Source organism: Bradyrhizobium sp. S3.12.5 (assembly GCF_040548225.1).
In the GTDB taxonomy this organism is placed as follows: Bacteria; Pseudomonadota; Alphaproteobacteria; order Rhizobiales; family Xanthobacteraceae; genus Bradyrhizobium; species Bradyrhizobium cytisi.
Genome location: NZ_JBEPRF010000001.1, coordinates 96,118 through 109,546, shown reverse-complemented (window position 1 = coordinate 109,546; position 13,429 = coordinate 96,118). Strand labels below are relative to the sequence as shown.

Sequence of the window (13,429 nt, the reverse complement as noted above, 5' to 3'; positions counted from 1 at the left end):
TCGGTGCAAGCGGTGGCTTGCGCCTGCGCCGGACGGACAATTTGATTGTTTTTCTGGAATTTTAGGCCAGCCGCCGGCCAATATCGCCGGGTCGGGCAGACGGAGGAGATTGACGGTTCATGCGGAGCGCGTCGGGAGGTCCCCGCGTCTTGTTGAGACGGCTCCGCGAAACCATGGCGGAGCAGGTCTCGGCCCAGGAGCGGCTGGACAAGATCGTGGTGCTGATCGCCGCCAACATGGTGGCCGAGGTGTGCTCGGTTTACGTGCTGCGCGTCGACAACACCCTCGAGCTCTACGCCACCGAAGGCCTCAACCGCGAGGCCGTGCACCATACCGTGCTGAGTGCCCATGAGGGTCTGGTCGGTCTCGTCGCCAGCGAGGCGACGCCGCTCAACCTGAACGACGCACAGAGCCATCCGGCCTTCTCGTTCCGCCCCGAAACCGGCGAAGAGATCTACCACTCGTTCCTCGGCGTGCCGATCCTGCGCGCCGGCAATACGCTCGGCGTGCTGGTGGTGCAGAATCGCGCCAAGCGCACCTATGTCGAGGAAGAGCTCGAGGCGCTGCAGACGACGGCCATGGTGCTGGCGGAGCTGATTGCGTCGGGCGAATTGTCCGCGCTCGCTCAGCCGGGCCTCGAGCCGGCCGCGCGCCATTCCACGCAGAAGGCCGGCGCGATCCTCTCGGAAGGCATTGCGCTCGGCCATGTCGTGCTGCACGAGCCGCGCGTCGTCATCAAGGACTACATCGCCGAGGATCTGCCGAAGGAGATCAAGCGGCTCGACACCGCGCTCGCCAAGCTGCGCTCGGATCTCGACCGGATGCTTGAGCGCGGCGACGTCGCCGAGGGCGGCGAGCATCGCGACGTGCTCGAAGCCTACCGCATGTTCGCCAACGATCAGGGCTGGTCACACAAGCTGCATGAGGCGGTCGCCACCGGCCTCACGGCGGAAGCCGCGGTCGAACGCGTCCAGTCCGACACCCGCGCCCGCATGCTGCGCGTGACCGATCCCTATCTGCGCGACCGGCTGCACGATCTCGAGGATCTCGGCTACCGCCTGATGCGGCAGCTGGTCGGCCAGGACCACGCGCCCTCGCGCGAGCAACTGCCCGACAACGCCATCGTCATCGCGCGCGCGATGGGACCGGCGGCGCTGCTGGACTACGACCGCAAGCGCCTGCGCGGCATCATATTGGAGGAAGGCACCGCCAATTCCCACGTTTCGATCGTGGCGCGCGCGCTCGGCATTCCCGCAGTCGGCGAGGTGCCGAATGCGCCGGGCATCGCCGATCCCGGCGACGCCGTCATCGTCGACGGCACGTCGGGCACGATCTATGTGCGGCCGTCGCAGGAGATCGAGGCGGCCTTTGCCGAGCGCGTCCGCTTCCGCGCCCGGCGCCAGGCGCAATATCTGGCGCTACGCGACCGGCCTTGCGTCACCAAGGACGGCCAGAAGGTCGAGCTGCTGATCAATGCCGGTCTCGCCATCGACCTGCCGCATATCGAGGACACCGGCAGCGCCGGCATCGGCCTGTTCCGCACCGAGCTGCAATTCATGGTCGGCCAGAGCCTGCCGCGCACCAGCGATCAGCTCGCGCTCTATCGCACCGTACTGGATGCCGCGGGCCAGAAACCCGTCACCTTCCGCACCCTCGACATCGGCGGCGACAAGGCGCTGCCCTATATGGAGACGGTGATCGAGGAGAATCCCGCGCTCGGCTGGCGCGCGATCCGGCTCGGGCTCGACCGTCCCGGCCTGTTGCGTGGCCAGATCCGCGCGCTCTTGCGCGCCGGCGGCGGCCGCGCGCTGCGCATCATGTTCCCGATGATCTCGGAGGTCGCCGAGTTCGATTCGGCGAAGGCGCTGGTCGAGCGCGAGCTGACTTATCTGCGCCAGCACGGCCACACGCTGCCGGAGCGCATCGACATCGGCACCATGGTCGAGGTGCCGGCGCTGCTCTACCAGCTCGACGAGCTCTTGAAGAAGGTCGACTTCATCTCGGTCGGCTCCAACGATCTGTTCCAGTTCCTGTTCGCGGTCGACCGAGGCAATGCCAAGGTCTCCGAACGCTTCGACACCATGTCGGCGCCGATCCTGCGCGCGCTACGCGACATCGCGCAAAAATCGCTCGCCGCGAAGAAATCACTGTCGCTCTGCGGCGAGATGGCCTCGAAGCCGATCGGCGCGCTGGCGCTGATCGCGATGGGCTACCGTTCGCTGTCGCTGTCAGCGACCGCGCTCGGCCCGGTCAAGGCGATGGTGATCGACCTCGACGCCAAGAAGGCCGAAGCGATGCTTGGGCCGCTGCTGGATGCGCCGACCGGCAGCGTCTCGATCCGGCAGAAATTGACGGAATTTGCCGAGGCCGAAGGCCTGGCGTTGTAGCGGGCCTGCCGCTCGCCGCCTCGCCTCCCCTCCGCCTGTTGAGACCAAACCGATGTCGTCACTTCCCGAAGCCAAACTTGACGTCCTGCTCGCGCATCACGCTTCGCTCGAGGCCGAATCGCTGGGACAGCTCTCTTCCGAGCGCTACGTGCAGGTCACGCGCGAGCTCGCCGAGATCACCCCGCTGATCGAGGCGGTGAAGACTTATCGGTCGGCGCTCAAGGAACTCGCCGACACCGAGGCGCTGATCGCCGATCCTGCGACCGATGCCGAGATGCGCAGCATGGCCGAGGCCGAGCGCGACGAGCTGACGCCGAAGATCGAGGAGCTGGTCCAGAAAATCCGCGTCGCGCTGCTGCCCAAGGATGCCATGGACGACCGCAACGTCGTGCTGGAAATCCGCGCTGGCACCGGCGGCGACGAGGCCTCGCTGTTCGCCGGCGATCTGTTCCGGATGTACGAACGCTTCGCAAGCCTGCAGGGCTGGAAGGTCGAGGTGATCTCGGCCAGCGAAGGCACCGTCGGCGGCTACAAGGAAATCATCGCGGAGGTGCAGGGCCGCGGCGCGTTCTCCAAGCTGAAGTTCGAATCCGGCGTGCACCGCGTGCAGCGCGTGCCCGACACCGAGACGCAGGGGCGTATCCATACATCGGCCGCCACCGTCGCCGTGATGCCCGAAGTCGAGGAGGTCGACGTCGAGATCAAGAACGACGATCTGCGCATCGAGACCATGCGCGCGCAAGGCGCGGGCGGGCAGCACGTCAACAAGACCGAATCGGCGATCCGCATCACCCACATTCCGACCGGCATCGTGGTGATGATGCAGGACAGCCGCTCGCAGCACAAGAATCGCGCCTCCGCCATGAACATCCTGCGCTCGCGCATCTACGACGCCGAACAGCAGCGCCTCGATGCCGCGCGCTCGGCCGAGCGCAAGGAGAAGGTCGGCTCCGGCGACCGCAGCGAGCGCATCCGCACCTATAATTTCCCGCAAGGGCGCGTCACCGACCACCGCATCAATCTGACGCTCTACAAGCTGCCGCAGGTGATCGCGGGCGAAGCGCTTGGCGAACTGACCGATGCGCTGACCACCGAGCACCAGGCCGCACAGCTCGCCGCGGAGGGCGCGGCAGCGTGACGGGCGGCGCGGCGCTCAGGCCTCGCTGGACTCTCCGAACGATTTCAACAGACGACTCAGCGCCGGGCTCGCAGCACGGCGGAGCTCCTCGAGATTCTTCCGCGAGAGCGCCTGGAGCTTCTGCTCGCCCTTCTTCGTCAGCTTGAGATGTACGCGCCTGGCGTCCTCCGGATCGGCACCGCGGCTGACGAGCCCGAGCTTGGCCAATCGATCGATCAGCTCGACAGCGGAATGATGCCGGACCAGCAGGAAGCGCGCGACATCACCGACGGTCGCGGGACCGGGGCCGACAAAACCCTTGATGCCAAGCAGCGCCTGGTGTTGCGTCGGCGTCAATCCCTGTTCGGCAGCCGCCGCCTCGCTGAATGCCAGAAAGCTCCGGATCTGGTAGCGAAACTGCGCCAGCGCTGCGTAATCGGAATCACGCATCGCGCTGCCGGTGCGCCTGGCCGACGTCACCACCTTGGACCGCTGCGCCTTCTTCGCCTGAACCATGCCACCTCGACCATGCCGCCCCGCGTCGCGGGAGACATAGCCTAAAGTAGCAAGCGGCCGCAGCCGGACCAACCGGCCGGTGTCACGGATGCACAGTTATCCGACCGCCTATTCGAAGCTGGACAACAGGATCTTCACCAGGATGACCTGAAATGCGATCGGGATGCGGACGCTCTTCCGCCGGATCGAGCGCTGCAGCGCGCCGGCGATCTCCGCACTGGTCAAGGCGCCGGCCGACGCATTGGCGATCAGCTCCGACCACATCTGCGACAGCGAGCCGCCGGGCGGAAGCACCGGCTTGATGGTGACGCCACAGCCCTGCGCCCAGTCGACGATCTCCCGTATCGTATGCGGACCGCAATTGCGCGCGGTCGCGAGGCGCTCGGCCGTCAGGGCGCGCAGCAGCTCGCGTGAAGGCGACCAGTCGCCCTTCGGCGGCTGCTCGCCGGTGAGCTCGACCGCGAGCTCCTTCAGGACGTTCTGGGCCCGCACGCTCAGTCTCTTCATCGGCGCCGGCGCGCGCTTGGCCGGAACGGAGCCGACGGCCGGTCCCCGCTCGCCGGCCGGCCGGTTGCGTGGCTCGGACGTGCGGGAGGGCTCGCCGGACTGCGGCGTCGCGCGCTGGTCGTTGCCCTCCGCGGGCCACGCCGCCTCAGGCCGCTCCGCCTCCCGCGGCCAGGATCGTCGCTTCCGGGCACCTGCCACTGTCGTCTGCCGCGCCATCTCGCTCGCCGAACCCGCCAGCCCCGTACTCACAAAGGCTAATATATATCGTGCTCCGATATGTTTTCACGACATAATTTTCGTCGTTCGACCAAAGACGAAATTGACAGAAGGCGTTCACAAGCAATGCTTATGGCCGAGAGCTACACGCGGATGTGACGTGCCCGGCGCAGGCAGGCCTATGAGGCCGGCTTGCCGCCGGACAGGTCGTGTTTTGCCTGCAAACAAGAACGATGTTCGGAGGAAACGACCATGACTGACGATCTCATCCGCCGCGGCCTTTCGCGCCGTGGCCTGCTCCAGACCACAGCGGGCCTGATCGGCGGCACGGTGCTGCCGGCGATGCCGGCCTTAGCCGAGGACAAGCCGGCGATCGGCTCCTATCCGGCGGGCGTGTCGGGTTCCACGGCCTTCATCGGAATTTCCGTGCCGCGCACCGGGACCTACGCCGTGCAGGGCGAGGACGAGCTCAAGGGCTATCAGCTCGCGATCGAGCACATCAATGAAGGCCATGAGCTGATCAAGAAGATCTCGCCCAAGACCAGCAAGGGCGTGCTCGGCAAGGAGCTGAAGTTCGGCGTCGCGGATTCTGCGGCCAAGCCAAACGAAGCGGTGCAGGCGCAGCAGCGCTTCATCAGCGAGAACAAGGCGATCATGATCACCGGCGGCACGTCGAGCGCCGTTGCGGTCGCGCTGAACAAGCTCGCGCAGCGCGAGCATGTGCTGTTCGTATGCGGCATCTCGGGCTCGAACGATACCACCGGCAAGGACTGCGTGCGCTACGGCGTCCGTCAGAACTTCTTCGGCCAGACCGCGGCGGCGGCGATCGGCCCGGTGATGGTGCGGCAGTTCGGCAAGGGCAAGAAGGCCGCGTATCTCACGCCGGACTACACCTACGGCCACACCGTCACCAAATCGATGCAGGACTTCCTGGCGAGCGCCGGCTGGACCACCGTGACCAACCAGGTCGCGCCGCTCGGCGCGCCCGATTATTCCTCGTATCTGCTCAACGTCGCGAACTCCGGCGCCGACGTCCTGATCAACGTCAACTGGGGTCATGACGCGGTGCTCTCGACCCAGCAGGCCAAGCAGTTCGGCGTGCTCGACAAGATGAAGCTGGTGGTTCCCTACCAGGTGCCGTTCATCGCGCGTGAAACCGGCGGCCTGATGCAAGGCGTCTACGCCGCGACCGACTATTGGTGGACGATCGAAGACAAGTTCCCGCTGGCCAAAATGTTCAACGAGACCTTCGAGAAGAAGTACGGCTACAAGCCGGAATGGGGCGCCGAGAACGCCTATGTCAGCTTCGCTCACTGGGCCCGCATGTGCGAGGAAGCCGGCAGCTTCAATCCGCCCGACGTGATCAAGGCCTATGAGAAGGGCGAGACGATCCCCTCCCTCGTCGGCGACGTGCATTACCGCCCCGAGGATCACCAGTGCATTCGCCCGGTGATCATCGTCAAGGGCAAGCAGCAGAAAGACATGAAGAACAAGGAAGACTGGTACGACGTCGTCGAGATCGTCCCGGGTGAAGGCCTGATGCAGAAGCCGGACGCATTCGGCTGCCATCTCGGCGACTACACCTGATCCCGAGCTAACCCCTGTGACGCCGTAGGCCGCCTCTGGACCTGCGGCGTCACCTTTTTTGACGCAAGCCCTTCGCGCGTCACAACAGCGATCGTCGCATGATTAGTTGGCCCAATCTCGTTTCGCAGCTTTTCAACGGGCTCGCGCTCGGCGCCCTGCTCGCGCTGATCAGCTCCGGCCTGACCATCATCTACGGCACGCTCGGTGTGCTCAATCTCGCGCATGGCGCGATGTTCATGATCGGCGGCTATGCCGGCTTCGTCACCTACCAGTACACGGAATCGTTCATCCTCGCCGTCATCGCGGGCTCGCTGTTCGTGATGCTGCTCGGCGTCGTGATGGAACGCGTCATCATCCGCCACTTCTATCATCGCCCGCACGAAGATCAGCTGCTGGTGACCTTCGGGCTCGGCATCTGCTTCGTCGAGCTCGTGCGCCTGATCTTTTCGAGCCAGTCGCAGCTGGTGCCGCCGCCGGCGCTGTTCCAGGGCATCACCAATCTCGGCTTCATGTTCTATCCGACCTACCGCCTCGCGGTGGTCGGCATCGTCGCGGTCGCACTGGGCGCGCTGTTCATCATCCTCTACCGCACTCGGCTCGGCATGATCGTGCGCGCCGGCATCGAGGATTCGGTGATGGTCGATTCGCTCGGCATCAACGTCTACCGCGTCTTCATGGTCGTGTTCGGCATCGGCGCAATGGCAGCCGGCTTTGCCGGCATCGTCAACGCGCCGGTGGTGTCGCTGACACCGGGCATCGGCGACGACATCCTGGTCCAGACCTTCGTGGTGGTGGTGATCGGCGGCGTCGGCTCGTTCCCCGGCGCGATCCTCGGCGGCCTGATCGCCGGCGAGATCATCAGTGTCACCTCCATGTTCAACCCCGGTTACGCCTATGTGATGCTGTTTGCGGCGATGACGCTCGTGCTCGTGGTGCGACCGCATGGTCTGCTCGGCGTCCCGGGCCGCGAGTAAGTGATCCGCTGATGCTCAAGCAACGCCCGTTCCTGATCGAGACATTGACGGCCATCGGCCTGATCGTGGCTCCCTTCGTGCTGCCTCATCTCGGCTTTGCGCCGAACACGGTGAACCGGATCCTGGTCTGGGGCCTGTTCGGCCTCGGCTTCGACATCCTGTTCGGCTTCACCGGGCTGCTGTCGTTCGGACAGTCCGCCTTTTACGGCACCGGCGGCTTCGTTGCCGCTTACCTCCTGACCCGCGCCGGCTTCAGCAACGTGCTCGGCGCGCTGGTCATCGGCATGATCGCGGCGGCGGCGACCGGCTATCTGATCGGCCTGATTGCGCTGCGCCGCACCGGCATCTACTTCGCCATGATCACGGTGGCGATCGCGGAAGTGTTCTTCTTCGTCGAGTTCAATCCGCTCTCGGATTTCACCGGCGGCGAGAACGGCCTGCCGGGCGTGCCGGCCCCGAGCTTCAATCTCGGCTTCACCACCATCCACTTCACCGATGGCTGGTCGCTCTATCAGTTCATCGCGCTGTGCTATTTCATCGGCATCATCATCGCGCTCAGGATCGTGCGCTCACCGGTCGGCGCGATCCTGAGCGCGATCCGGGACAATCCGCTGCGCGCCAGCGCCGTCGGCCACAACATCCACGGCTACAAGCTGACCGCCTTCGTCATCGCCGCCGCTTACGCGGGCTTCGCCGGCGGCCTGCTCGGCGTGCTCCAGGCCTTCATGCCGCCGGACGCTTTCACTTTCGACACCTCCGGCCAGCTCGTGATGCAGACCGCCATCGGCGGAAGGGGCACGCTGTTCGGCCCGCTGGTCGGCGCAACCGTCTGGCTGTTCCTTCAAGATTTCCTCCAGTCCGCGCTCGGCTTGGGAGCGGCCTGGAAGCTCGTGCTCGGCGTCGTGTTCGTGCTGCTGGTCTGCTTCCTGCGCGGCGGCATCATCGGCGGCCTCGTCGATCTCTACGGCCTCGTGTTCGGCAAGCATAAGCGGACGGAAGCGGAGCCGGATGCTGAAGTCACGCAGCCACCTGCCCCGGCGCCGATGCAGGCGAGGAAGGTCGAGCATCCCGCCTATTCCGGGCCGATCCTGAAAGCCACCGGTCTCACCAAGCGCTACGGCGGCCTCGTTGCCAACAGCGACATCGACTTCAGCGTCAATCAGGGCGAGCTGCGCGGCATCATCGGCCCCAACGGAGCCGGCAAATCCACCTTCTTCAAGATGCTGACCTGCGAGGTCCCGCCGACCTCGGGTCAGATTGTGTTCGGAGGCCGCGACATCACCGGCTTGAAGGTCACTGAAGTATGCCAGCTCGGATTGACCAAGAGCTATCAGGTCAACCAGCTCTTCACGGGCCTGACGGTGCGGCAGAACCTGACGATCGCAGCCCTCGCCGAGCTGCGCGGAAAATTCCGACTCGATCTGTTCCGCACACTTTCCGGCGTCAAGGGCCTGACGGAGCAGGTCGAGCACACGCTCGCTCTGGTGAACCTGACCCGCCGTGCCGACACGCCCGTGTCCGAGCTCGCCTATGGCGAGAAACGCAGGCTGGAGATCGGCCTTGCGCTCGCAACATCGCCGCGCCTGCTGCTGCTCGACGAGCCGCTCGCCGGCATGAGCCCGCGCGAGCGGGTCGAGACCGTCAAGCTGCTCAAATCGATCGCGCGTGGCCGCACCATGATCATCATCGATCACGACATGGATTCGCTGTTCGAGCTGGTCGAGCGCGTGACCGTGCTGCAGGAGGGTCGCGTGCTGGTCTCCGGCACGCCTGAGGAAATCAAGACCAACGCCGCAGTGCAGGAAGCCTATCTCGGCGGCGTGCACGGAGAGATCGCCGCATGAGCCTGATCGAGGTCAACGGCCTGAACAGCTATTACGGGGATTCCCACATCCTGTTCGACGTCGCCATGCATGTCGAACGTCACGAGGTGGTGGCGCTGCTTGGCCGCAACGGCGCCGGCAAGAGCACCACACTGAAAACCCTGATGGGCGTCGTGACGCCGCGCAGCGGCAGCGTGAAGTTCGACGGCACCGATATCGCCGGCCGCAGGAGCCACAAGATCGCGCAGGCGGGCATGCAGCTCGTGCACGAGGAACGCCGCATCTTCGGCAGCCTGTCGGTGGAGGAGAACATCGTCCTCGCCGGCATCACCGCCCCGAAACGCTGGCCGCTCGGTCGCATCTACGAAATGTTCCCGCGACTGAAGGAGCGACGCGGCAACCGCGGCACCGAGCTCTCCGGCGGCGAGCAGCAGATGCTCGCGATTGCGCGGGCGCTGGTGCGCGATCCCAAGATAGTGCTGCTGGATGAGCCGTTCGAAGGATTGGCGCCCGTCATCGTCCACGATCTCGTCAAGGCCTGTCGCGAGCTCGCGGCCGCCGGCCAGACCATCGTGCTGGTCGAGCAGAATCTGGCGGCAACGCTGGCACTGGCGACGCGGATCTACATCATCAACAACGGCCACATCGTCCACGAGGGGCCGGCGCAGGAGCTCAAGGCCCAGCCGGAGCTGCTGCAGCGCTATCTCGGCGTCTAGTCAGTCGCTCATCAGCCACCAATTGCCGCGATCATCCGCTTGGCATGACCGGCTAGCACGGCCATCTCCTCCTTGCGCGTCTGCGCCGGTAGCAGTTCGACGCCAGCCCAGACCGGCATGACATGCATGTGCAGGTGAAAGACCACCTGCCCGCTGGCCGGCTCGCTGAACTGCTGCAGGATAATCCCTTCCGCGTCGAACGCCTTCATCGCCGCAATCGCGATCCGTTTGGCGGTTCGCGCCACCGCGGCGAGATCGTCATCCGCAATGTCGAGAACACCGCGCGCCGGCGCCCTCGGAATGACCAGCGTGTGCCCCGGCGAGCGCGGCATGATGTCCAGAAAGGCGAAGCTGCGGTCATCCCTGAACACCTCGAAACAGGGAATCTCGCCGCGCAGGATCTTTGCGAACACATTCTGATCGTCATAGGCCGTCATGGATGCCCTCCTCGGCTGAGCAGAGCGATCAAACGCGCTGCTTTCCGTTGACGCAAGCAATGCCGCCGATCTATCCACGATGCCAGGCAGGATGGCTCCATTGGCGACAGGTTTCGATTCCGGACACAGCATCGAGAGTGCGCGGCGCGCGCTCGTGGCGCGGCTGCAATCGGCCGGCATCGAAGAGCCGTCTCTCGATGCGCGCCTTCTCGTCGGCGCCGCGCTGGGGCTCGATCTGACCGGCCTGATCGCGCAGGCGGCACGACATCTCACACCCGAGGAGGCTGCGCGGCTCGAAGCATATGCGCAGCGAAGGCTTGCACATGAGCCGGTCGCCCGCATTCTCGGCACGCGGGAATTCTGGGGCCTGCCGTTCCGCCTCTCCGAGGCGACGCTGGTGCCGCGGCCGGACACAGAGACCGTGGTGGAGCTGGCGCTCGAGATTTTTCGTGAACGCACGACCGCGGGACAGGGCCTACGTATTGCTGATATCGGCACCGGATCAGGCGCGATCCTGCTCGCACTGCTGCACGAGATTCCAGATGCTTTCGGCGTCGGCACCGATCTCAGCCTCACTGCGCTCGGCACGGCAAAAGGCAATGCCGCCGCCCTCGGCCTTGCCGATCGCGCGGCGTTCGTCGCCTGCTCCTATGCGTCGGCGCTTCATGGCCCGTTCGATCTGATCGTGTCGAACCCGCCCTATATTCCTGCCGGGGAAATTCCGAAACTGAGCGTCGAGGTGCGCGAGCACGATCCGCATCTGGCACTCGACGGCGGAAATGACGGCTATGACGCCTACCGCGCGCTGATTCCGCAGGCGGCCGAACGGCTCGTGCCCGGCGGCACCCTGATCGTCGAAGCCGGACAGGGCCAGGCCGGCGATATCCAGACCTTGATGGCGGCGGCCGCGTTATCGATCGACACGCCGCCCAAGGCCGACCTGGCGGGCATTCCCAGGGCGGTCTCGGCCCGAAAAATGCCCCGATAAAAGCCGGATTGGGCTCTAAAAAACCTCTTGGAATATCCCCTGGGAACGACTACCTTCCGATCAGCACATCGGTGTCGGCCCCGTAGACCTACGGGCGAAAGCCGGGCTCTCAGGCGAGAGCTTCACTGATTTAAGGTTCCAAGCCGCAGGTCCTGTTAAGCGCGATGGCCCATTGAGGTACGCTGCTTTCCGACCGCAACGTGAACGAAAGCCTGATATTGCGCTTGAAGACTTACGCAACAAAGCAGGGCTTGTTTCGGCAAGCGATATGAATGGGTTCGCTGGCAATGAATGCTGGCGGTGGGGAACGCGTCTTTGTTGAACGCGACGGTCGACGAACATCGGCAGGGTTTAATCCGCTCTTGCGCGCGGTGCGCGTGGGGCATGTGAACCGCTGTCATCAGGTCACTCGTGGCAATCAGTAGTGCGTGCAACCTTTAGGGCTGTAATTAAAGGCAGGACATGAGAAACGGTCAGAACAAGCAGCGGATGCGCAACCGCAACAATAATAATAACAACAACAACAATAACCGGCGCGGCCAGAACCCGATGACCCGGGTCTACGAATCGAACGGCCCCGACATCAAGATCCGCGGCACCGCCTCCCACATCGCCGAGAAATATCTCCAGCTGGCGCGTGACGCGCGCTCCTCCGGCGATCCGGTCGCCGCCGAAAACTACTACCAGCATGCCGAGCATTATTTCCGCCTGATCGCGGCGGCGCAGGAACAGTTCCGCCAGAATCAGCAGCCGCGCGGCGACGAGCCCATCAGCACCAGCAGCGACGACGGCGAGGACGACGGCGAGAACTTCTCGAATTTCGGCCAGGAGCCAGGCTTTGTTCCGCAGCCGCCGCAGCAGCAACAGCCCTATCAGCGTGACGGCCAGCGCGATCACAATCGCGACTATCAGCAGCGCGACAATAACCAGCAGCCCTATGTTCGCGACCAGCAGCAGCCGCGCGAGCACCGCGAACGCGACCATCGTCCGCAACCGCAATATCAGCAGCACCAGCCGCAACCGCCGAACCAGCCGCAGCCTGTCGTCGCCGACGCCGGCAATGTCGACCGCCTGCCGTCGTTCATCACCGGCGCGCAGCCACAGACGAGCGGCACTCCGGGCAGCCTCGAAGGTGGCAATGGCGGCGGTGGCGAGCGTTTCCCGCGGCGGCGCCGCCGGCCGCATAACGGCCCGCGCCCCGAGCGCGAGGCAGCTCCTGCCGCTTCCGGCGACGATCTCGCCCCCAGCGAGTAAGCCGCACCAAATCTTCCGGTCTTCATGGACTGCATCGTCCCGGCCTCGCCGGGACGATTTGTTTTCAGGTCCGCGTCACCGTCGAGGACGGCACCAGCACCGGCTTCAACGAGGGAATCAGCCGCGCCCGTTCGCGCTTGGCGGGGATCGCGCGATAGACCTGCTTGGTCGCTTCGACGATGTGGACGCCGGCAAACGGCAGCGACAGCGCAGCGCCGGCACGTTCCCACATCTGCGCCGACTTCAGCACCCAGCGGCCCGCATAAGGCGGCATGAACAAGGCCTCGCCCCAGCCAGTCGGCGTGAACCAAGTCTGGCGCAACAGGTCCGTGATCTGCGAGCGCGAATAGGGACGGCCATGGCCGAACGGCGTGTTGTCGCTGCGCGTCCACACGCCGCGCCGATTCGGGATCACCGCCATGACGCGGCCGGACGGCGACAGCACCCGCCAGACCTCCCGCAGCAGCGCGGCCGGGTCGTCCGACATCTCGAGCGCATGGACCAGCAGGATACGGTCGACCGCGGCGTCGGGAAGCGGCAGCGAGAACTCATCGACCAGCGCAGCCAGCGCGGGCCGCCCAGTGGGCCATTTCAACACGCCCTGGGCCGCCGGCATAAAGGCGATGCAGCGCTCCGCGTCCTCGCGGAACAGGCCGAGATAGGGCGTCGGATAGCCGATGCCGAGCACGCGCTGGCCATCGGCATTCGGCCACCGCTCCCGGATGCCGCGATTGATCATCTGCCGTGCCACGATGCCGAGGCGCCGGGAATAGAACTCGCGAAGGTCGACGACGTCGATGGTCATGACGGCAATGTAACATGCACAAGGCGGCGGCTGCGCGCGGAATATTGCATTGCCTGCGCAGCGTTAACGCCATATTTGTCTGACGGGGCTGAGCGCGATGGA

General features: G+C 65.2%; 12 protein-coding genes. 8 read left to right on the top strand and 4 right to left on the bottom strand.

Features of this window, described 5'->3' with window-relative positions:
- Positions 1–119: 119 nt before the first annotated feature.
- A complete protein-coding gene (ptsP, locus tag ABIC09_RS00490) occupies positions 120–2,387 on the top strand; it encodes a phosphoenolpyruvate--protein phosphotransferase (protein ID WP_148756450.1) in 2,268 nt (755 codons plus the stop codon).
- Between the two features lie 52 nt (positions 2,388–2,439).
- Complete coding sequence (gene prfA, locus ABIC09_RS00485) at positions 2,440–3,525, top strand: peptide chain release factor 1 (protein WP_354108087.1); 1,086 nt, start codon at positions 2,440–2,442, stop codon at positions 3,523–3,525.
- A gap of 15 nt (positions 3,526–3,540) precedes the next feature.
- On the opposite strand, the gene ABIC09_RS00480 is transcribed toward prfA, so the two are convergent.
- The gene (locus ABIC09_RS00480) at positions 3,541–4,020 is read right to left on the bottom strand and encodes a MarR family winged helix-turn-helix transcriptional regulator (protein ID WP_354036199.1); all 480 of its coding nucleotides are present in this window, start codon (positions 4,018–4,020) and stop codon (positions 3,541–3,543) included.
- A 108-nt stretch (positions 4,021–4,128) separates the two neighbouring features.
- The gene (locus ABIC09_RS00475) at positions 4,129–4,743 is read right to left on the bottom strand and encodes a hypothetical protein (protein WP_354036200.1); all 615 of its coding nucleotides are present in this window, start codon (positions 4,741–4,743) and stop codon (positions 4,129–4,131) included.
- Positions 4,744–4,995: 252 nt separating this feature from the next.
- On the opposite strand from ABIC09_RS00475, the gene ABIC09_RS00470 reads away from it, so the two are divergent.
- From ABIC09_RS00470 to ABIC09_RS00455, 4 genes are all read left to right on the top strand, one after another.
- The gene (locus tag ABIC09_RS00470) at positions 4,996–6,330 is read left to right on the top strand and encodes a substrate-binding protein (RefSeq protein ID WP_354108086.1); all 1,335 of its coding nucleotides are present in this window, start codon (positions 4,996–4,998) and stop codon (positions 6,328–6,330) included.
- A 98-nt stretch (positions 6,331–6,428) separates the two neighbouring features.
- On the top strand, positions 6,429–7,304 hold the full coding sequence (locus ABIC09_RS00465; protein ID WP_354108085.1) for a branched-chain amino acid ABC transporter permease: 876 nt from the start codon (positions 6,429–6,431) through the stop codon (positions 7,302–7,304).
- An 11-nt stretch (positions 7,305–7,315) separates the two neighbouring features.
- Entirely contained in the window at positions 7,316–9,148 is a 1,833-nt protein-coding gene (locus ABIC09_RS00460) for a branched-chain amino acid ABC transporter ATP-binding protein/permease (RefSeq protein WP_354108084.1), read from the top strand.
- On the top strand, positions 9,145–9,843 hold the full coding sequence (locus ABIC09_RS00455; RefSeq protein WP_354108083.1) for an ABC transporter ATP-binding protein: 699 nt from the start codon (positions 9,145–9,147) through the stop codon (positions 9,841–9,843). Before ABIC09_RS00460 ends, ABIC09_RS00455 begins: the two co-directional genes overlap by 4 nt.
- 11 nt (positions 9,844–9,854) lie before the next feature.
- On the opposite strand, the gene ABIC09_RS00450 is transcribed toward ABIC09_RS00455, so the two are convergent.
- A complete protein-coding gene (locus ABIC09_RS00450; protein ID WP_354108082.1) occupies positions 9,855–10,280 on the bottom strand; it encodes an HIT family protein in 426 nt (141 codons plus the stop codon).
- 91 nt (positions 10,281–10,371) lie between these two features.
- On the opposite strand from ABIC09_RS00450, the gene prmC reads away from it, so the two are divergent.
- Positions 10,372–11,268, top strand: a complete 897-nt coding sequence (gene prmC / locus ABIC09_RS00445) for a peptide chain release factor N(5)-glutamine methyltransferase (protein WP_148756459.1) — start codon at positions 10,372–10,374, stop codon at positions 11,266–11,268.
- A 462-nt stretch (positions 11,269–11,730) separates the two neighbouring features.
- Positions 11,731–12,522, top strand: coding sequence for a DUF4167 domain-containing protein (locus ABIC09_RS00440; RefSeq protein ID WP_148756460.1), 792 nt, complete (start codon positions 11,731–11,733; stop codon positions 12,520–12,522).
- A gap of 64 nt (positions 12,523–12,586) precedes the next feature.
- Here the strand turns inward: ABIC09_RS00440 and ABIC09_RS00435 are convergent, their stop codons facing one another.
- Positions 12,587–13,327, bottom strand: a complete 741-nt coding sequence (locus ABIC09_RS00435; RefSeq protein WP_148756461.1) for a methyltransferase domain-containing protein — start codon at positions 13,325–13,327, stop codon at positions 12,587–12,589.
- Positions 13,328–13,429: the final 102 nt, after the last annotated feature.

Excerpts from the sequence above, each read along its gene's own strand:
- ABIC09_RS00460 (WP_354108084.1), top strand. The coding sequence starts at position 7,316 with ATGCTCAAGCAACGCCCGTTCCTGATCGAGACATTGACGGCCATCGGC.
- prfA (WP_354108087.1), top strand. The coding sequence starts at position 2,440 with ATGTCGTCACTTCCCGAAGCCAAACTTGACGTCCTGCTCGCGCATCAC.
- prmC (WP_148756459.1), top strand. The coding sequence starts at position 10,372 with ATGGCTCCATTGGCGACAGGTTTCGATTCCGGACACAGCATCGAGAGT.
- ABIC09_RS00475 (WP_354036200.1), bottom strand. The coding sequence starts at position 4,743 with ATGGCGCGGCAGACGACAGTGGCAGGTGCCCGGAAGCGACGATCCTGG.
- ABIC09_RS00465 (WP_354108085.1), top strand. The coding sequence starts at position 6,429 with ATGATTAGTTGGCCCAATCTCGTTTCGCAGCTTTTCAACGGGCTCGCG.
- ABIC09_RS00455 (WP_354108083.1), top strand. The coding sequence starts at position 9,145 with ATGAGCCTGATCGAGGTCAACGGCCTGAACAGCTATTACGGGGATTCC.
- ABIC09_RS00480 (WP_354036199.1), bottom strand. The coding sequence starts at position 4,020 with ATGGTTCAGGCGAAGAAGGCGCAGCGGTCCAAGGTGGTGACGTCGGCC.
- ABIC09_RS00440 (WP_148756460.1), top strand. The coding sequence starts at position 11,731 with ATGAGAAACGGTCAGAACAAGCAGCGGATGCGCAACCGCAACAATAAT.
- ABIC09_RS00435 (WP_148756461.1), bottom strand. The coding sequence starts at position 13,327 with ATGACCATCGACGTCGTCGACCTTCGCGAGTTCTATTCCCGGCGCCTC.
- ABIC09_RS00450 (WP_354108082.1), bottom strand. The coding sequence starts at position 10,280 with ATGACGGCCTATGACGATCAGAATGTGTTCGCAAAGATCCTGCGCGGC.
- ptsP (WP_148756450.1), top strand. The coding sequence starts at position 120 with ATGCGGAGCGCGTCGGGAGGTCCCCGCGTCTTGTTGAGACGGCTCCGC.
- ABIC09_RS00470 (WP_354108086.1), top strand. The coding sequence starts at position 4,996 with ATGACTGACGATCTCATCCGCCGCGGCCTTTCGCGCCGTGGCCTGCTC.